This window comes from Ruegeria sp. BC7 (assembly GCF_056539165.1).
The window spans coordinates 917,926-936,183 of sequence record NZ_JBQFUL010000001.1 but is presented as its reverse complement, the minus strand read 5'-3'; the positions used below and the strand labels follow the sequence as shown (position 1 = coordinate 936,183).

The window sequence follows — 18,258 nt, the reverse complement described above, 5'->3', positions numbered from 1 at the left end:
AAAGGCCGCATCTTTCGACTGACTACTCCCGCCCGGCACACCACCGGGCGGGATTTTTGACCCCGAAACCGAGGAGTATTCCATGCCCCTGTCCCATGACGAGATCACCCGGTTTCTGAAATCCGTACACCCTTATGACGCCCTGCCTGCCGATGTCCTGGACTCGGTGGCAAAACAGATCGAGGTCTGGGAAGTCGAAGAAGATTTCCCCGTGTACGAGCTGGGCCACTCCCTGCCCGGCGTCTTTGTGATTTATGAAGGACAGGTCGAGATCAAGGATGAGAATGATGCTGTCGTATCTCATCTGGGGTTGCGCAACTCGTTCGGAGAGCGCGGCCTGCTGAAAGACGGGAAAGCCTCGACAAAGGCCCGAACGCATGCACCGTCGGTCCTGCTGGTGTTACCGCCTGAATTGGTCAAGGAATTGATCGAAGGGCATGACGTCGTATCGAAGTTTTTCAACCGGTCCAGAGGTCAGCGCACGGGACCGCAGAGCCTCGCCACCAGCGCAATCGACGTACTGATGGCCCACAGTCCCGCCACGTGCCCGCCTGAAACGCCGGTCCGAGAGGCCGCAAAGATGATGCGGGACATGAGCATCTCATCCCTGTGCGTGACGAACGGTGAAGACCTGCTTGGCATCATCACGCTGCGGGATATTTCCAGCAAATACGTCGCCGAAGGGATGTCCAAGGATACCCCCGTTTCGACCATCATGACGGCCGACCCGATTACGTTGTCTCCGTCCGACATTGGCTCGGACGTTCTGCACGTGATGATGGAGCGCGGGATCGGCCACATCCCGATTACCGAAGGTGGCCGCATCGTTGGGATCGTGACGCAAACGGATTTGACGCACTATCAAGCCGTAAATTCAGCAGAGCTTGTACGTCGGATCGCCACTGCGCAAAGTGCACAACAGATGGCCGTTGTGACCGACGAGATACCGCAGCTCTTGGTGCAGCTTGTCGCCGCCGGAAACAGGCACGAGATCGTCACACGTCTGATTACCGACATCGCGGACACTGCAACACGGCGGTTGCTGACACTGGCCGAGACGGAACTTGGCCCGCCGCCCGTGCCCTACCTCTGGCTCGCCTGTGGATCGCAGGGACGGCAAGAGCAAACGGGGGTCTCGGACCAAGACAACTGCCTGATACTGGATGACAGTGTATCGGACGGCGACATGGCCTATTTTCATGCGCTGGCCAAATTTGTCTCGGACGGGTTGGACACATGCGGGTATTTCTACTGCCCCGGCGATATGATGGCGACCAACCCGCGCTGGTGTCAGCCCGTGCACGTCTGGCGGGACTATTTCAAAGGCTGGATCGCCAAGCCCAATCCCGAGGCGCAGATGCTGGCCTCGGTCATGTTTGACCTGCGACCGATCGGAGGTGCATTCAACCTGTTCGATGACCTGCAAGCTGACACCTTGGCCTCGGCGCAAGCAAACTCGATCTTTGTCGCGCATATGATCTCGAACTCGCTGAAACATACGCCGCCGCTCGGATTGCTGCGTGGCTTTGCCACGATCAGATCAGGTGAACACCGTAACACGTTGGATTTGAAGCATAACGGAGTTGTTCCAGTGGTCGATCTTGCACGTATTTACAGCTTGCAAGGTCAACTGACCGAAGCCAACACCCGCGCGCGTCTGAAAGCTGCTGGTTCCGCTGGCGTCCTCAGCCCGTCAGGAGCGCGCGACTTGCTAGACGCATACGACCTGATTGCTGAAACACGGCTGGAACATCAGGTCAGGCTGGTGAAATCTGGCAAGAAACCGGACAACTTCCTACCGCCCTCTGACCTGTCCGACTTTGAGCGAAGTCATCTTCGGGATGCTTTCGTCGTGGTAAAGACGATGCAGTCTGCGGTAGGTCACGGAAAGGGAATGCTGGGTTAACCCGGCTGGAATTCGGAGGAGCACCATGTTCTTAGAATTGCTTGGCACCATTTTTGCAGGCGTCGCCTTTGCGGGGGTGGTGATGGTCGTCAACAAGCTCTCGGGTGGCCGCCTGCCCCGCTGGGTTGCGCCTGTTGCCGCCGGGTTGGGCATGATCGGCATGACGATATCCAGCGAATATACCTGGTACGACCGCACCCGCGCGACTTTGCCAGAAGGTTTGACCGTCATTCACGAGGTGGAAAGCCGCGCATTTTACCGCCCCTGGACCTATGCCGTGCCTTTCGTAGATCGGTTTGCGGCCATCGACACCGCCTCGGTCCGCACGAATGATCAGGTGCCTGAACAGCGCCTCGTCGATATGTATTTCTTCGGTCGCTGGGCACCGGTTTCAAAATTACCCGTCGCAGTCGACTGCGCTGAAAATTTGCGTGCGAATCTGGCGGACGGCGCTGAATTTGGGGACAGCGGCGAGCTGCTGAATGCTGATTGGATCGAGGGCGAAACCGATGATCCGATTATCGAGGCAACCTGCGAGGTTTGAAATGCTGACTCGGCTAAGTCTGCGTCTTCGCGTTTTTCTGTTTTTCTGCCTGCTGGCCATTGGTGGTCTGGCGGTCAGTTCCGTCGCGCTTTGGATCAGTTACCGCCGTATCGCCGACCCGGAACTGATTAACGCCTTTATTTTCGCTGAAATCCTCATGGGGTTTGGATTTGTTGCCCTGATCGTCGCGGTTTGGCTTCTGTTCGATGACAATGTGGCAAAGCCCATAGAGCGACTCTCGGCAGAACTGCGCGCCCGTGCGCATGCAGGCGTCAGCACCGACATGGATGTTAGGGCTGCTCGTTATCTGGGTGACTTGGCCCCCGCAGCCGCAGGGCTGGCCGAACAGCTTTCAGACAAAACCATGAGCGTGGCCGAAGCCGTTGCTGCGGAAACCGCGCATCTGGCCGCGGAAAAGCAACGACTGACTGCTTTGCTGACGGAAATACCTGTCGCCATGATCCTCGCCAGCCCAACTCATAAAATCGTGCTCTATGACGGTCAGGCCGCACAGGTGCTGGCGCAGATTGCGCATCCTCGCCTGAACGCATCGCTGTTTGAATACCTGAAACCTGGCCCGTTGGAAGACGCGCATGCCGCGCTGATAAAGACCGGGCTGGAAGTTACCTGCGACCTCACCAGCATAGATGGCGCACAGACATTCAAGGCCCGCATGAAGCCATTGGGGGATGCACCGGGATACATCCTTATGCTGGAAGACAGTGCGGCGAATATCGCGCCCGAGGCTGCACGTCCTCTGGTCTATGACTTTGACCTGCTAAACTCTACGACCGACGCAGCGTTTGAAACCCTTGCCTTACAGGATCTTTGCTTTGTCGTGTTTGACACTGAAACAACGGGACTACTGCCGCATAAAGATGAGATTGTTCAAATCGGCGCAGTCCGAGTCCTGAAAGGGCGTATCGTGTCTGGTGAAAAGCTGGACATGCTGGTCGACCCCGGCATGCCAATCCCGCCCGCCTCAACCAAGGTGCATAAGATTAACGACCGGATGGTCCAAGGGTCGCCGGACATTGCCGAAGCCGGGCGTGTTTTTCATCAGTTTGCGCGCGATGCTGTGATCGTCGCCCATAACGCTCCATTCGATATGGCATTCCTGCGACGGCACGCCAAAAGAATGAACGTGGATTGGAACCACCCGATTTTGGACACGGTCCTTTTGTCCGCCGTCCTGTTCGGCGCAAGCGACAAACACACGCTGGACGCGTTGTGCGACAGGCTCGACATCACCATCCCGGTTGAATTGCGCCACACTGCCTTGGGTGACGCGGTCGCAACGGCAGAAGCCTTGGTGAAAATGCTGCCAATGCTGCAAGCGCGCGGCATGAGCACTTTTGGCGCGGTCATCGAAGCAACCCGGCAGCATGGTCGCCTGCTTGAAGACCTCAACTGAGCAGGAAAAATACAGTAAAGATTCAGCTTTTCGTGGACAATCTGTGCAGGTCGTGGCACCTGATGCGCGGCTACGGATTGAGCGCACGATGACGGAAAACACCTTTACCCCAACCCCAGACACAAGCACCGCCTTTCGCGAGGCATTGGGATGTTTTGGGACCGGTGTCACTGTCGTCACGACAAACACCAGCCAAGGGCCACGCGCGATTACTGTAAACTCGTTTTCCTCGGTGTCATTAGATCCACCGCTTGTATTGTGGTGTCTTGCCAAGGATTCAAACCGGTTCGACGCTTTTGAAGCCTGTGAGCATTACGCAATCCACGTAATGGCCGAAGAACAACAAGGGCTGGCTCTTAAATTCGCACGAGACGGGTCTGATTTTTCCCATGCGGATTGGGCTGTTGACCACCTCGGGCGCCCCCAATTGGCGAATTGTCTGGCGCGGTTTGACTGTCAGCTTCACACCCGTCACGAAGCCGGAGATCACCTGATCATTGTGGGTCAGGTGGAAAAGGTAATGTTTCGCACCGGCAAGGGACTGATTTTCAAACGCGGTCAATTCGGCGGGTTCGCCGACCTGCTTTAGCCGTCAGTCGTCAAGCGAGCCGTGAACGGCCAGCGCCTCAAGCTGTGTTTCTTGTGGCGTGATGATCCGAAACGCTTCGTGCACACCTGTGTCGGTTAATTCTCTGGCCACGGTCAGCAGTGTATTCGGCGCGTGTTCATCGCATAGTTCAGTCATGTGTTTGATCTCGGATCGCGCGACTTCCAGCGCAACATCGACGGACGGCGCGCCATAGAATTGCACAAAGTGATCAGCAAGGTTCTGCATAATCTGATCAAGCTCGGCCTGTTCGATCTGCGTGACCGCAACAAAGGTCACGCGCCCAAAGGTTTCCAACCCCAACCAACCATTGGAAAAGGCTTGACGAGCTTTGCCCTCCAGATCTCCCTCGCCCCAGTTTGAGAACTCGAATCCGCCGGAAATACACCACTCACCCGTCCGGGCCGGAGAGTGAAAGACATTCATGTCGCTTTCATCGAAATGGATCGCTCGGGCCAGTTTCATTTTCCGTTCTCCAATAACTCCGTAAGCGGCACAAGGTGCGTGTCTGCCCCGTCACGGATCAGCATACCGAACCCCTCATCGGTGCCCAGAAAGACGCCCTTTTCTCCGTAAGGTTCCCCGACCCCACGCAAGAGCCCCATCCATTCGGCGTGCAGCGACGCATTGCCATCCTCTTGCCAGCGGTTGAGCCATGTCAGCGTGTGCCGCGACCAGCTTTCGACCAACTGAGTCGCCGTAACCTCGGCGCACCCTTCATCATAAAGCGCTGTAATGTCGGGGTTTTCGCCGGGCGCGTCGCCGGTTTGCAGTAAGGCTAAATCCCACCCCACGATCAACCAATCCGGTTCCTCATCCGGCGCATCTGTCGATGCCGCGACGCGAAACGCGCCGCATTTCGCACCATTCACGCAGATCGGCCCGTCCCAATCCAAATGCACCGCGACCTCGGGCGGGGCCAAGGCACCCAGTGCATTCTGGAAGCCCACCGCACACAGCGGAAGCATTGCCATCGCATCCTGCAAGGGAACTTCGGGCGCAAAGACAATGGCAACACGCAGGCGGTCCGCCTGAATGTTGTAGACCACTGCCCCCGCATCACATCCTAGCGCGGCCATGGCCTGGGCGCGCTGGAACGGATCTTCTCCACCTTGTACCGGATGCCCTGTCAGCAAAGGTGGAAAGACCGGCTGCGTCATGCGTTGCCCTTGGCGATCAGGTCGCGCGCGATCTTTCGGAACGCATCTGCCTGCGGGCTGTCGGGTTTACTGACCACGATGGGTGCACCTCCGTCAGCGGCGACGCGGATGTCCAGATGCAACGGTATTTCGCCTAGCAACGGAATACCCAGCGACTCGGCTTCGGAGGCAACACCGCCGTGACCGAACACGTGTTCCTCATGCCCGCAGTTGGAACAGATATGGGTGGACATATTCTCAATCATCCCGACGATCGGTGTCTTGAGTTGATTGAACATGTCGATCCCCTTTCGGGCGTCGATCAGGGCCACGTCCTGCGGAGTCGACACGACGATTGCCCCATCCACCTTGAACTTCTGACTCAGCGTCAACTGGACATCGCCAGTGCCGGGCGGCAAGTCGACGATCAGCACGTCGAGCGCACCCCACTGCACCTGATTCATCATCTGTTGCAGCGCACCCATCAGCATCGGACCGCGCCAGACTACCGCCTGACCTTCGTTTGTCATCAACCCCATCGACATCATGGTAACGCCGTGATTGCGCAGCGGCAGGATCGTCTTTCCATCCGGGCTGGCAGGACGACCAGAGACACCCAGCATCCGGGGTTGCGACGGTCCATAGACATCAGCATCCAACAGGCCAACGCGCCGCCCTTCCGCTGCAAGTGCGCAGGCTAAGTTCGCGGAAACCGTGGATTTTCCTACGCCACCTTTGCCGGATGCAACGGCAATGATCCGGTCAACACCCGCCACGGCCTGTGGCCCGGTCTGCGATGGTTTGGGTTTGGGCTTGAGGTCAGGCGGTGCCTTTTCGGAATGGGCTGTCATCATCGCCGAGACTTTGGAAACTCCACTCACCGTCTGTGCCGCCTGTTCCGCAGCGGCGCGCACTGGCTCCATGCGCTCGGCTTGTTTGGGGTCGATTTCCAACACGAACCGCACGGTATCACCATCGACATTCAGTGCGCGAACTACGCCGGCGCTGACAATGTCCTGTCCGGATACAGGGTCTGTGATTTTCTTCAGGTTCGCCAGAACCGCGTCACGAACGCTCATGCTGTAAACCCTTTGCCTTGCCCTACCATGTGTCTTTATCTCTTTCAGTCTATTTGACGCATTCGGGTCCGTGCCGTTAGGCTGGCCCCATGCGCATTGTCCTTTTGTGCCTGAGCCTGACGTTCTCTACCACCCCCTCTTGGTCGCAGGAGGCGTTGGGGCTTGCCGCCCCAGCCGAGGTTACAGACTCTGGTCTATTGCAACATATCCTTCCACGCTTCTCTCTCAAGACCGGTATTCGCGTTATTGCAGATGACGCGGGTGTTTTGGTGCTTGAAACGGCCCCGCCGGGCGATCCCGTCTTTGCCCGAGACGGTTTGATCTACCACCTGCGCATCCAAGACGACGCCAAACACGAAAGGTTCCGCGACTGGCTGCTGTCGGACATTGGTAAACGCACCGTCGAAGGGTTCAGCCCTGAAAGCGGCCCGCCGTTTTCCGCCAGCTTCAAGGTTACTGCCGTCCAGCAGGAAAGCGTGATCGACGGCAATGCCGCACTGGGCGAAGAACTGTCGATGACACATTGCGGGCGGTGCCACGTGATCGGCCCCAAGAACAGAATGAACGGTCTGGGCTCTACCCCGTCATTCGCGGTGCTGCGCGCGATGCCTGACTGGTCTGAACGGTTCGAGGCGTTTTTTGCCCTCAACCCCCATCCGTCCTTCACGCAAATCGAAGGGCTGACCCCTCCGTTTGACCCTGAACGCCCGTCCCCCATCCATCCGGTCGAGATGACACTGGACGAGTTAGAGGCGATATTGGCTTTCGTATCCGTCATAAAAGCCGCCGATCTGGGCGCGCCGCTGCAGCTTCAGTGATCCTTTCTTTTTGAAAAGTAATCATCGGTGGTGACGACATTTGGTTTCGGATTGGACTGGAACGGGTTGTCCGTCTGCTGAAACTGCGCGTTCACGCGGCAGTTGTCGCACATCTGGATCATGCGCGCCTTGTCCGAGGTCGCAAACATCGGGTGCGCACCCGACAGTTTTTCCATGATACGCTCGACCGTCGATTTGACCCCGAACAATGCCCCGCATTCCACGCAGGCAAAGGGTTCTTCCTCGTTCAACACCTGCTGGGACAGGGCCGCATCGCTGAGGTCAAGTTGCGGAACAAGCGTTATCGCGTTCTCGGGGCAGATCGTTTTACACATCCCGCATTGCAGACAGGCGTCCTGCTGGAAGTTCAACTGCGGCTTGTCCGGGTTGTCGATCAATGCACCGGACGGGCACAGCGACACGCAGCTGAGGCACAAGGTACAGGCATCTGTGTTGACCGCGACAGCCCCATACGGCGCGCCTTCTGGCAGCGGCAACGGTTTCTCAGCTTCAGGATTAAACGCCTGAGCCGCCAATCGCGCGATCTGACGGCGATTGCCAAGCGGCAGGACCGGATCAGCCAGCGGAACCGGCGCTTTTTGCTCATACAGCACATCCGACAGCGCATCCGGGTCGGTCTCGTCGATCAGACCAAGCGCGTCAGTTCCAGCGATCGCCTGTGCCAGTTCAAGCTCACGATCCAATGCGTCCCGTTCTGTGGTCGGCGCAAGCACGACATCGACCCGCGCAAACCCATGCGCCAGCGCTGCCAGCATTTCGGCATGGCCAAAACCGGAAATCACATTCAACTCAATCGGGATCACATCGGAGGGCAGCCCCCTGCCGAAACGAGCAGACAGACGGATCATTTCAGCCCCATGCGCATCATGGACCAACAGCCGCGGCGCTTGCCCTCCGGCCCGGCGATAAGTTCGCGCAAGGATATGCATCCGCGACAGCAGGGCCGATACAGGTGGGTCTTCATACGTGATTGCGGTTGACGGGCAGTGCGCGGCGCACGCCCCGCACCCCGCGCAAATCATCGGGTCTATTGCAACATGCTCACCTGCCGGAGTGATTGCTCCGGTCGGGCAGATATCCAGACAATTCGTACACCCCACCTGCTCGGCCCGAGAATGGGCGCAAAGGCTTTCCTCAACCCGAACATAAAGAGGTTTCTCAAACGTACCCACCAGTTGCGCGGCGTCGAACGCCAACCGCTCGACGGCAACGGCATCCTTGGGGTCTGCTCTCAGATACCCTTCCCGTTTGGCGGGCGCCTGCACAAAGGGCGTGCCGCCCGTGAGGTCCAACACGATGTCGCAGGACGACTTGGCTTTGTCGCGCGGCTCGCTCCACGCAAAGGCACCACGCCCACCGGGTTCAAGTTGCTGCAAAGCGTCCATCGACAGGGTGAACCCGCCCAATGCTCCGTCCAGCGATTTGATACGCCCCCGCACAACGTCGTAGGCACGTGACATCGGTTCGGCGTCGTCTGTCACCAATACCGTCACGGCCAGCGTGGTCGCCAACCGCTCGGCCACATCAAAGGCGACTGCTCCGGGTCCAATGACAAAACAGGTGCCTTCGCTGAAAACATCCACACTTGGCGTTATGGGCTGCGGCAACAACGCCTCGGCAGCCAAGGCCGCCATCTTGGGTGCTGCATCTTTCCCCTGCTCGGACCAGCCCGCACGATCCCGCAGATCGACGAACCCCGGCATATCCAGTTCCAGTTCTTCCGCCAGCGCCCGAAAAACGTCCTGTTCCTGCCCACAAGCGATTATGGTGTCGCCTTCCTGCATCAGCGCAGCCGCCGCCTCGATCTCTCGGGTGCATAGCGCCGTGTGAACCTTTGAACACGCCACATCGCAGGCCGACGTCAGCTTTTCGGCGTCAATGGATTGAGACCCCGCGCAGTCGCAAAGAAGTATCTTGGTGCTCATATCCCCTCCCCGGACGTCGCGCCTTTCCTCAGCACAGTAGGCTGTATTCCCAAAGTGGCAATGTAAACCCTGTGCCTGCACGGGTTGGGCGCATGCCAAATACCCCAGATAAGCGTTAAAACTAAGGTGTCCCGAGGGTTGCTCGCGAATATGCGATCACGCCCTACGACTAAGGTCGTAGGCATCGGGCTTGGCACAGAGCTATTTTGTGTATCATAGTGGACGTAGGGGAAGGTCGGGGAGAGCCTTCCGGGGAGGATTACGTGGCGAAGGCCGCTAACCAGATTGAAATGCCAATCGGCGTCGTCGTGCGCAAGACACCTGGTGTAACCCGCTGGGCCAAGTGGAACTGGCGCGCCGTTGCTGTTCTGCCCGGTGCGGGGCCAGCCGATTGGCATGAAATGCGACGCGAGGGCGAGGCCATTGAATACCATGCCGCCACCCTGCCGCTGACCCTTTGGGCGGACGAAACCGAAGCCTACATGGTGAACCTGTCGGACGGGCAACCGTCGATCTATCTGGTTTTGCGTGACGCCTTGGATGGCCAGCGCCCGATGGACGCGGTTCTGGTCACCGCGTCCCCGTTCGAGGGGCAGGATTATGCCGATACCGGAGAGGAGATTGTCGAGAAGATCCCGATGACTGAAGGATTGATTGCCTGGGTTCGGGATTTCGCTTTGGAACATCACCGTGACGAGGTTTTCGTAAAGCGCCGCCGGGACAAAAAGCGCACGGACCTTGTAGAGGACGGCAAAGGCGACGCGCGCATCCGGCAGGCGTCGGATGTGTACCGCGCACCTCGGAGGATTGTGCAATGACCGAAGCGCGCGATTTCTGGTCCCGCCGCAAGGCCGCTGTTCAGGCCGAAGCCGATGCCGAAGTGCTGGCGGTGGAAGAACAGGCCATCGCTGCTCAGAAGGCAGAGCTTGAGGAAAAGACGGACGCCGAAATTCTGGCCGAGTTCAACTTGCCCGACCCCGATCAGTTGCAAGCTGGCGATGACGTCTCGGGTTTCATGGTCAAGGCCGTGCCTGACCGACTGCGTCGCCGCGCGCTGCGCCGGTTGTGGCGGCTGAACCCAGTGCTGGCCAATGTCGACGGGCTTGTTGATTATGGTGAGGATTACACCGACGCCGCCTGCGTGATCGAAAACATCCAGACCGCCTATCAGGTTGGTAAGGGAATGCTCGCTCATATCGAGGCTCTGGCGACTGAGGCCGAAGAAGACGAACCCGAGGTCGAGATCGAGGCTGCTGCGATCGAAGAAGAACCTCAACTCGCTGAGGAACCAGCCCCTACGCCTATAATCATGGCCGACCTTGAAGAACCGCAAGAGGCAGACGTTCACCCTGCCCCGCGCCGCATGAAATTTGAATTTGAAGGGTAACCCTATGACCGCAAGCGAAGCGCAAAAGATGGATGTCTCGACCGAAGACCGTCTGCGCGCGGATTTCTACAACTTCCTTGGGCTGCTGATGGCGGCGCCGCCGGATCAGATGCTGCTGGATCAAGTGGCCGGCCTGACCGGGGATGAAACCGATCTGGGTCAGGCGATTCAGGCAATGTCGCGTGTCGCCAAGGTGACGAAACCCGCAGCGGCCGAGCGTGAGTTCAACGCGCTGTTCATTGGCTTGGGGCGCGGAGAATTGCTGCCTTATGCAAGTTACTACCTGACAGGTTTTCTGAACGAGAAACCTCTGGCCCAGCTTCGCAACGACATGGCTGCGCGTGGGATTACCCGTGCACAGAACGTATTTGAACCGGAAGACAACATTGCCTCGTTGATGGAGATGATGGCGGGCATGATCGTCGGGCGTTTCGGCACGCCCGCCACGTTGGACGACCAGAAAGCGTTCTGGAACAAACATATCGGCCCGTGGGCCGCACATTTCTATTCGGATTTGGAAGGAGCCGAGAACTCGGTCCTCTATGCCTCGATCGGTACGGCCGGTCGTGTCTTCATGGAGATCGAACGCGAAGCCTTCCGAATGACGGCGGCCTAGCCGCCACTCGCCAGCGCCCCAAAGGGCGCTCATACGCAAATGGGAGAGGAGACACCCATGAGCAAGACCAAGGAAGAAGGCGCAACCCGCCGCGACTTCCTCAAACTGGCCGGAACCGCAGCGCCCGCTGCTGTCGCCGCCGCCAGCCTGACCGGGAAGGCCGAGGCAGCCGAGCTGCCGACGGACGAAACCCGGATGCAGGATACCGCGCACACACGCGCCTACCTCGACAGCGCCCGGTTCTAGGCCGGACGACGTCACACCCGACAGACGGTTGCGATTGGCCCTGACGTCGGCATCAGCAGTACCAAGCCAGCCATGGCTGACATGGCCAGCAAGGGAGGAAAGAAATGCTTAGGAAAAAGACCAACGGGGTTGCGAGACGCCCCCAGCGGACAAGTATCCTGTCCCAGGTCGGCGAGAAAACCGTCGATCGCCGCGCATTCCTGCGTGGCTCGGGCCTGACGATCGGCGGCCTTGCCGCGATCAGCGCCACGGGTGGAACCGTGACGCCCGCCAGTGCCCAGTCAGCGGCAAACCAGGCCGTTGAAAACATCAAATCCATCTGCACCCACTGCTCGGTCGGCTGTACTGTCGTCGCCGAAGTGCAGAACGGCGTCTGGATCGGGCAGGAACCCGGCTGGGATAGCCCGTTCAATCTGGGTGCCCACTGCGCCAAGGGTGCCTCGGTCCGCGAGCACGCCCACGGCGAGCGCCGCCTGAAATATCCGATGAAAAAGGAAGGCGGAGAGTGGAAACGCATCAGCTGGGAAGAGGCGATCAACGAGATCGGCGACGGCATGATGCAAATCCGCGAAGAATCCGGGCCGGACAGCGTGTATTGGCTGGGTTCTGCGAAGCACAACAACGAACAGGCTTACCTGTTCCGCAAGTTCGCCGCCTACTGGGGCACGAACAACGTGGACCATCAGGCCCGTATCTGCCACTCGACCACGGTTGCGGGTGTTGCGAACACATGGGGCTACGGCGCCATGACCAATTCGTACAATGACATCCACAACTCTCGGGCGATCTTCATCATCGGCGGCAACCCAGCCGAGGCGCACCCCGTCTCGCTGCTGCATGTTCTGCGCGCGAAAGAACAGAACAACGCGCCGCTGATCGTCTGCGACCCGCGCTTTACGCGTACCGCGGCGCATGCGGATGAATATGTCCGCTTCCGTCCCGGCACGGACGTGGCGCTGGTCTGGGGTATCCTGTGGCATATCTTTGACAACGGCTGGGAGGACAAAGAGTTCATCCGCACCCGTGTCTGGGGCATGGACCAGATCCGTGAAGAAGTAGCCAACTGGAACCCAGAGGAAACCGAGCGTGTAACCGGCGTGCCCGGATCGCAGCTCAAGCGGGTTGCCCGAACCATGGTCAACAACCGTCCCGGCACGGTGATCTGGTGCATGGGCGGTACGCAGCACACCAATGGCAACAACAACACCCGCGCCTACTGCGTGCTACAGCTTGCGCTTGGCAACATGGGCACTTCGGGTGGTGGCACCAACATCTTCCGCGGCCATGACAACGTGCAGGGCGCGACGGACCTTGGTGTTCTATCCCACACCCTGCCCGGCTACTATGGCCTGTCCAAGGGTGCTTGGGGCCACTGGGCCCGTGTCTGGGGTGAAGAACCCGAATGGCTGGCTGGTCAGTTCGCGACGATCAAGGACAAGGAAGGCAAGGACAAACCGCTCCAGAACGAGCGCGGCATCCCCGTCTCTCGTTGGATCGATGGTGTTCTGGAAGACCCAGCCAACATGGATCAGGACAACAACGTCCGTGCCATGGTTCTGTGGGGTCACGCTCCGAACTCGCAAACGCGGGGTCCTGAGATGAAGACGGCGATGGAGAAGCTTGACATGCTGGTCGTGATCGACCCGTACCCCACCGTCTCGGCCGTTTTGCATGACCGCACCGATGGCGTCTATCTGTTGCCCGCCTGTACCCAGTTTGAAACCCGTGGCTCGGTCACGGCATCGAACCGGTCGCTACAATGGCGCGACAAGGTGGTTGATCCGCTGTTCGAGAGCCTGCCGGACGAGGTCATCATGGCCAAGTTCGCCAACAAGTTTGGCTGGGCGGATCGGTTCTTCCGCAATATCGAGATGGAAGACCCCGAAACCCCGAATGTTGAAAGCATCACGCGTGAGTTCAACTCGGGCCTCTGGACCATCGGTTACACTGGTCAGTCGCCGGAACGTCTGAAAAGCCACATGGCCAACCAGCACACGTTCGACAGAACCACGCTGCAAGCGGTTGGTGGTCCGAATGACGGCGAGTACTACGGTCTGCCCTGGCCCTGCTGGGGAACGCCGGAAATGGGTCATACGGGGACTCCGAACCTCTATGACATGTCCAAACCGGTGGCCGAAGGCGGCCTGACCTTCCGCGCCCGATTTGGTGTGGAACGTGATGGCGACAACCTGCTGGCCGAAGGGGTCTATAGCGTCGGATCGGAAATTCAGGATGGATACCCTGAATTCACGATGCAGATGTTGATGGACCTTGGCTGGGATGGCGACCTGACGGCCGAGGAACGCGCGGCCATCGACGCCGTTGCGGGACCAGAGACCAACTGGAAAACCGACCTTTCCGGCGGCATCCAGCGGGTCGCGATCGAGCATGGCTGTGCACCCTTCGGGAACGCAAAGGCCCGCGCGGTCGTCTGGACCTTCCCGGATCCGATCCCACTGCATCGCGAGCCGCTTTACACGAACCGGCGCGATCTGGTGGAGGACTATCCAACCTATGAGGACCGGCACGCCTATCGCCTGCCCACCCTTTACGCTTCGATCCAAAAGAACGACTTTTCAAAGGATTACCCGATAATCCTGACGTCAGGTCGCTTGGTCGAGTATGAAGGCGGTGGCGACGAGACACGGTCGAACCCGTGGCTGGCCGAGCTTCAGCAGGACATGTTCGTCGAGATCAATCCGCGCGATGCCAACAACCTTGGTATCCGTGACGGATCGCAGGTCTGGGTCGAAGGTCCTGAGGGCGGCAAGGTCAAGGTGATGGCGATGCTGACCAACAGGGTCGGTGCCGGCGTCGCCTTCATGCCATTCCACTTTGGCGGCCATTTCCAAGGCGAAGACCTCAGGGCGAAATACCCTGCTGGTGCTGACCCTTATGTCTTGGGTGAAAGTACCAATACCGCCCAGACCTATGGCTATGATTCAGTGACCCAGATGCAGGAGACGAAGGCGACTCTCTGCAAAATCTGGTCAGCGTAAGGAGGACGATAATGGCTAGAGCAAAGTTTCTCTGCGACGCTGAACGCTGCATCGAGTGCAACGCCTGCGTAACCGCGTGTAAGAACGAACACGAGGTGCCGTGGGGCATCAACCGCCGCAGGGTGGTAACGATCAATGACGGCGACCCGGGCGAACGCTCGATCTCGGTGGCCTGTATGCATTGTTCGGATGCGCCTTGCATGGCGGTGTGCCCGGTCGACTGCTTCTATCAGAACGAAGAAGGGGTTGTCCTGCACTCCAAGGATCTGTGCATCGGTTGCGGTTATTGCTTCTATGCGTGTCCGTTTGGCGCGCCGCAATATCCGCAGGCAGGCAACTTTGGATCGCGCGGCAAGATGGACAAGTGTACCTTCTGCGCTGGCGGTCCCGAGGAAACGCACTCGACCGCAGAGTTCGCCAAATATGGTCGCAACCGGATCGCCGAGGGCAAATTGCCCATCTGCGCCGAGATGTGCTCCACCAAGGCCCTGCTTGCCGGTGACGGCGACGTGGTCTCGGCCATCTACCGCGAGCGCGTCGTCGCCCGTGGCTTTGGCTCGGGCGCGTGGGGTTGGGGCACTGCCTACGACCAGAAAGACGGCTAAGGTCTTTAAATGAAACGACAGTCCCCGCGTCACGTCGGGGGCTGTCGCACTGATTTGTGCGGCATCCACTGTTTGGTCGGCCGTACGATTTGACCGTGACGGAGTTGAAATGACCGAAGAAATTTACTGGCTGCTGAAGCTGGACCTGAGCCCCGAAAAACAATCCGATTTCGAGGCGCTGATGGCCGACATGGTGACGGCCACCCTTCAGGAAACCGGCGCAAAAAGTTATGAATGGCACCAGAGCGACAACGCGGTCCACATCTACGAGCGCTACGCCAGTTCCGAGGATGCCATGATCCACATGCAGAACTTCGGCGCCAACTTTGCCCAGCGTTTCATGACGCTGCTGACACCCGTTCAGTTTGATGTTTACGGACCTGCGAAAGATGACCTGCGTGCGGCCCTGTCTCCGGTCGGCGCGGTCTTTCACCAACAGATCGGCGGGTTCGACCGCTAAGCCACCAACCCACAGGAGGGTATCCCAATGCGCCTGATCCACTTCCTGCTCGTTTCGATATTCCTAACCGGGGTCGCTTGGGCGCAGGACACTTCCGAAGCTCAGGCACCTGACCGCGCCTCTACTGGTGGTGCAACCACGTTAGAGGACATTCTTGCCCGACAGCGCGGCGAAAAGGTCGACAATTCTTATCGGTCAGAGAATACGGGCCAAGGCAACGCCGAAGGATTGCTGGGGCAACTAGGCACGCGCGGCGTGGCTTCTGACAGCGATGTATATCGGGCGCTGCGCTATGGATCGGCGGATGTGACAGTGTCATCCAAAGGTCCGGCTGCAAGCGTTTTGATCCAGGATGGCGGTATGTGGTGGCTCAACTTCCGAACTGGACCGCTGCGCGAGTACGGAACGTACATAATCGCCGGAATGATGGCGATCATTCTTCTGTTTTTCCTGATCCGGGGAAAAATACGGATCGACGGGCAAAAAACGGGGCGGACGGTCACTCGGTTTGATGGGTTCGAGAGGTTCGGGCACTGGCTGTTCGCGGGGTCGTTCCTGATCCTTGGTCTGACCGGACTGCTTACTCTGTATGGTCGCGATTTCCTGATGCCTATCTTTGGCAAGGAAGGGTTTGCAACAATCGCGCAAGGGTGCAAATGGCTGCACAACAACCTCGCCTGGGCTTTCATGATCGGGCTGGTGATCGTTACCATCAACTGGATTTCGCACAACATACCAAACCGCGTTGACCTAAAGTGGCTGGCTGCTGGCGGAGGGCTTTTCACCAAGGGTTCACACCCGCCCGCCAAAAAGTTCAACGCCGGTCAAAAGATCATCTTCTGGGCCTGTATCCTGTTGGGTATTTCGATCAGCCTGTCAGGTCTGTCTTTGCTGTTCCCGTTCGAGATGCCGCTTTTCGCCAAGACCTTCTCGATTGCAAATGCGACGGGCCTGCCGCAACTGATGGGGCTGGACTTGCCGACGCAGATGTCGCCGCAAGAAGAAATGCAGTACGCTCAGGTGTGGCATGTGATGGTTGCCTATATCTTCATCGCCATCATCATTGCGCACATCTACCTCGGGTCGGTCGGAATGGAAGGCGCGTTCGACGCGATGGGCACAGGTGAGGTCGAAGAACAATGGGCGCGCGAACACCATTCGCTTTGGCTTGAGGAAGTGCAGGAAAAAGAGGCCGGTAAAACAGCGGCCTCACCCGCCGAGTAGATGCGTACTCTGGTGCTGGCTCTGGCGTTTTTGCCCCTGCCCGCCTTGGCCGAGTTTTTTACGCTCAAGGGTCACGGCGGGCCGATCATGGGGATCGCCACTGCTCCTGACGGGCGCATTGCCACTGCCAGTTTCGACAACTCGGTCGGCATTTGGTCCGACAAGAAACCCGAGTGGCTTGAGGGCCACGAAGCCGCAGTCAACAGTGTCATCTTCAATGGCACCGCGATCTATTCCGCCGGAGACGATTTTACCCTCAGAAAATGGCCCGGCGGCCAAGTTATAGGACAGCACAAAGGCAAAATCGTCAGCATTGCGGCCTCGAAAACTCAAGTGGCAACGGCAAGTTGGGATGGCAGTATCGGCATTTGGCCCTTAGACGGCAGTGCGCCCAAAACGCTTGGCCCTACTGGGGGCGGTGTAAACACTGTGATGTTCTCTGCTGACGGGTCTCAACTTTATTCCGCCGGTATGGATGGCACCCTGCGGTTGTGGGACTTGAAGACCGGGCAAGAAACCCTGCGCGTGGTCGAGCATGGTTTTGGTATCAACGAATTGGTTTTGAACGAACAGGACAACTGGATCGCATATGGCGCAGTCGACGGCGTCACCCGTATCCACGATTTGAATACCGGTGAAGAACGAGACTTCACCCTTGATCGTCGTCCGATCCTCGCCCTTGCGCTTAGCCCTGACCGCAGCCTTCTGGCCGTGGGTGATGGTGAGGGCTACATCATGGTCATAGACACGGTTGAATGGCGCATTGCGCAGGACTTTCGCGCCACCCTGCGCGGCCCGGTCTGGGCGTTGGCATTTTCCGCAGATGGCCTGAACATCCACGCGGGGGGTATTGACGAAGCCATGTATAGCTGGCCGGTGGCAAGCCTTGGCAACCAGACACAAATGGCCCAAAGCGAGCTCAGCTTCCTGAAAAACCCGGATGAAATGAGCAATGGCGAGCGTCAGTTCGCCCGCAAATGCTCGATTTGCCACAGCATAACGCCCGATGGTCAACGCCGCGCCGGACCGACCCTGCACGGCATCTTTGGACGCAAGGCGGGCAGCGTGCAGGGATATTTGTACTCGGATACGCTGCAAGACTCTGATATCGTTTGGAATGACGACACGATAAACGCTCTTTTTGACGAAGGGCCGGATCACTACATTCCGGGAACGAAGATGCCTATGCAGCGGATTACGCAAGCCAACGACAGAAGCGATCTGATTGCCTTTCTGCGCCGCGCCACGGCACCGGAAAACTAAGCCGG

At 58.6% G+C, this 18,258-nt stretch carries 18 protein-coding genes; 14 read left to right on the top strand and 4 right to left on the bottom strand.

Features of this window, described 5'->3' with window-relative positions:
• The first annotated feature begins 82 nt into the window (after positions 1 to 82).
• The 4 genes from ACR0KS_RS04375 to ACR0KS_RS04360 all read left to right on the top strand — a co-directional run bounded on the left by ACR0KS_RS04375 (position 83) and on the right by ACR0KS_RS04360 (position 4,453).
• Positions 83 to 1,906, top strand: a complete 1,824-nt coding sequence (locus tag ACR0KS_RS04375; RefSeq protein WP_170563003.1) for a DUF294 nucleotidyltransferase-like domain-containing protein — start codon at positions 83 to 85, stop codon at positions 1,904 to 1,906.
• A 25-nt stretch (positions 1,907 to 1,931) separates the two neighbouring features.
• Positions 1,932 to 2,450 (top strand): hypothetical protein, encoded by a 519-nt coding sequence (locus ACR0KS_RS04370; RefSeq protein WP_170383893.1) that lies wholly within the window; start codon positions 1,932 to 1,934, stop codon positions 2,448 to 2,450.
• A 1-nt stretch (position 2,451) separates the two neighbouring features.
• Positions 2,452 to 3,864, top strand: a complete 1,413-nt coding sequence (locus ACR0KS_RS04365; protein ID WP_170563000.1) for a 3'-5' exonuclease — start codon at positions 2,452 to 2,454, stop codon at positions 3,862 to 3,864.
• 88 nt (positions 3,865 to 3,952) lie between these two features.
• Positions 3,953 to 4,453 (top strand): flavin reductase family protein, encoded by a 501-nt coding sequence (locus tag ACR0KS_RS04360; protein WP_170562998.1) that lies wholly within the window; start codon positions 3,953 to 3,955, stop codon positions 4,451 to 4,453.
• A gap of 3 nt (positions 4,454 to 4,456) precedes the next feature.
• Here the strand turns inward: ACR0KS_RS04360 and ACR0KS_RS04355 are convergent, their stop codons facing one another.
• Genes ACR0KS_RS04355 through ACR0KS_RS04345 form a run of 3 tightly spaced genes read right to left on the bottom strand, consistent with a single transcriptional unit; the run spans position 4,457 to position 6,689 of the window.
• Positions 4,457 to 4,936, bottom strand: a complete 480-nt coding sequence (locus ACR0KS_RS04355; protein WP_170562995.1) for a DUF6505 family protein — start codon at positions 4,934 to 4,936, stop codon at positions 4,457 to 4,459.
• Positions 4,933 to 5,631: a biotin/lipoate--protein ligase family protein gene (locus tag ACR0KS_RS04350; protein WP_170562992.1), complete on the bottom strand. Its 699-nt coding sequence runs from the start codon at positions 5,629 to 5,631 to the stop codon at positions 4,933 to 4,935. The genes ACR0KS_RS04355 and ACR0KS_RS04350 overlap by 4 nt, the downstream gene beginning before the upstream one ends.
• Entirely contained in the window at positions 5,628 to 6,689 is a 1,062-nt protein-coding gene (locus tag ACR0KS_RS04345) for an Mrp/NBP35 family ATP-binding protein (protein ID WP_170416933.1), read from the bottom strand. Before ACR0KS_RS04345 ends, ACR0KS_RS04350 begins: the two co-directional genes overlap by 4 nt.
• Before the next feature lie 89 nt (positions 6,690 to 6,778).
• On the opposite strand from ACR0KS_RS04345, the gene ACR0KS_RS04340 reads away from it, so the two are divergent.
• The gene (locus ACR0KS_RS04340) at positions 6,779 to 7,507 is read left to right on the top strand and encodes a c-type cytochrome (RefSeq protein WP_170562989.1); all 729 of its coding nucleotides are present in this window, start codon (positions 6,779 to 6,781) and stop codon (positions 7,505 to 7,507) included.
• Here ACR0KS_RS04340 and ACR0KS_RS04335 read toward each other — a convergent pair.
• A complete protein-coding gene (locus ACR0KS_RS04335) occupies positions 7,501 to 9,453 on the bottom strand; it encodes a 4Fe-4S binding protein (protein WP_170562986.1) in 1,953 nt (650 codons plus the stop codon). The genes ACR0KS_RS04340 and ACR0KS_RS04335 overlap by 7 nt on opposite strands.
• 263 nt (positions 9,454 to 9,716) lie before the next feature.
• Here ACR0KS_RS04335 and ACR0KS_RS04330 point away from each other — a divergent pair, with 263 nt between their 5' ends.
• The 9 genes from ACR0KS_RS04330 (at position 9,717) to ACR0KS_RS04290 (ending at position 18,253) form a co-directional block, all read left to right on the top strand.
• Positions 9,717 to 10,271, top strand: a complete 555-nt coding sequence (locus tag ACR0KS_RS04330; protein ID WP_170383876.1) for a DUF3305 domain-containing protein — start codon at positions 9,717 to 9,719, stop codon at positions 10,269 to 10,271.
• Positions 10,268 to 10,840 carry a DUF3306 domain-containing protein gene (locus tag ACR0KS_RS04325; RefSeq protein WP_170562984.1) on the top strand — a complete coding sequence of 191 codons (573 nt, stop codon included), beginning with the start codon at positions 10,268 to 10,270 and terminating at the stop codon, positions 10,838 to 10,840. The genes ACR0KS_RS04330 and ACR0KS_RS04325 overlap by 4 nt, the downstream gene beginning before the upstream one ends.
• Before the next feature lie 4 nt (positions 10,841 to 10,844).
• Positions 10,845 to 11,456, top strand: coding sequence for a molecular chaperone TorD family protein (locus tag ACR0KS_RS04320; RefSeq protein WP_170562982.1), 612 nt, complete (start codon positions 10,845 to 10,847; stop codon positions 11,454 to 11,456).
• A gap of 57 nt (positions 11,457 to 11,513) precedes the next feature.
• Positions 11,514 to 11,702 carry a ubiquinol-cytochrome c reductase iron-sulfur subunit N-terminal domain-containing protein gene (locus ACR0KS_RS04315; protein ID WP_039530250.1) on the top strand — a complete coding sequence of 63 codons (189 nt, stop codon included), beginning with the start codon at positions 11,514 to 11,516 and terminating at the stop codon, positions 11,700 to 11,702.
• Positions 11,703 to 11,806: 104 nt separating this feature from the next.
• Positions 11,807 to 14,701, top strand: a complete 2,895-nt coding sequence (locus ACR0KS_RS04310; RefSeq protein ID WP_170562980.1) for a formate dehydrogenase subunit alpha — start codon at positions 11,807 to 11,809, stop codon at positions 14,699 to 14,701.
• Positions 14,702 to 14,712: 11 nt separating this feature from the next.
• Positions 14,713 to 15,306: a formate dehydrogenase FDH3 subunit beta gene (gene fdh3B / locus ACR0KS_RS04305; protein WP_085821701.1), complete on the top strand. Its 594-nt coding sequence runs from the start codon at positions 14,713 to 14,715 to the stop codon at positions 15,304 to 15,306.
• Positions 15,307 to 15,415: 109 nt separating this feature from the next.
• Positions 15,416 to 15,766 carry an antibiotic biosynthesis monooxygenase gene (locus tag ACR0KS_RS04300; protein WP_170562978.1) on the top strand — a complete coding sequence of 117 codons (351 nt, stop codon included), beginning with the start codon at positions 15,416 to 15,418 and terminating at the stop codon, positions 15,764 to 15,766.
• 27 nt (positions 15,767 to 15,793) lie between these two features.
• Positions 15,794 to 16,990 carry a formate dehydrogenase subunit gamma gene (locus tag ACR0KS_RS04295; protein ID WP_170383866.1) on the top strand — a complete coding sequence of 399 codons (1,197 nt, stop codon included), beginning with the start codon at positions 15,794 to 15,796 and terminating at the stop codon, positions 16,988 to 16,990.
• Entirely contained in the window at positions 16,991 to 18,253 is a 1,263-nt protein-coding gene (locus ACR0KS_RS04290; RefSeq protein WP_170562976.1) for a c-type cytochrome, read from the top strand. It abuts the gene before it with no gap.
• The last annotated feature ends 5 nt before the right edge of the window (positions 18,254 to 18,258 follow it).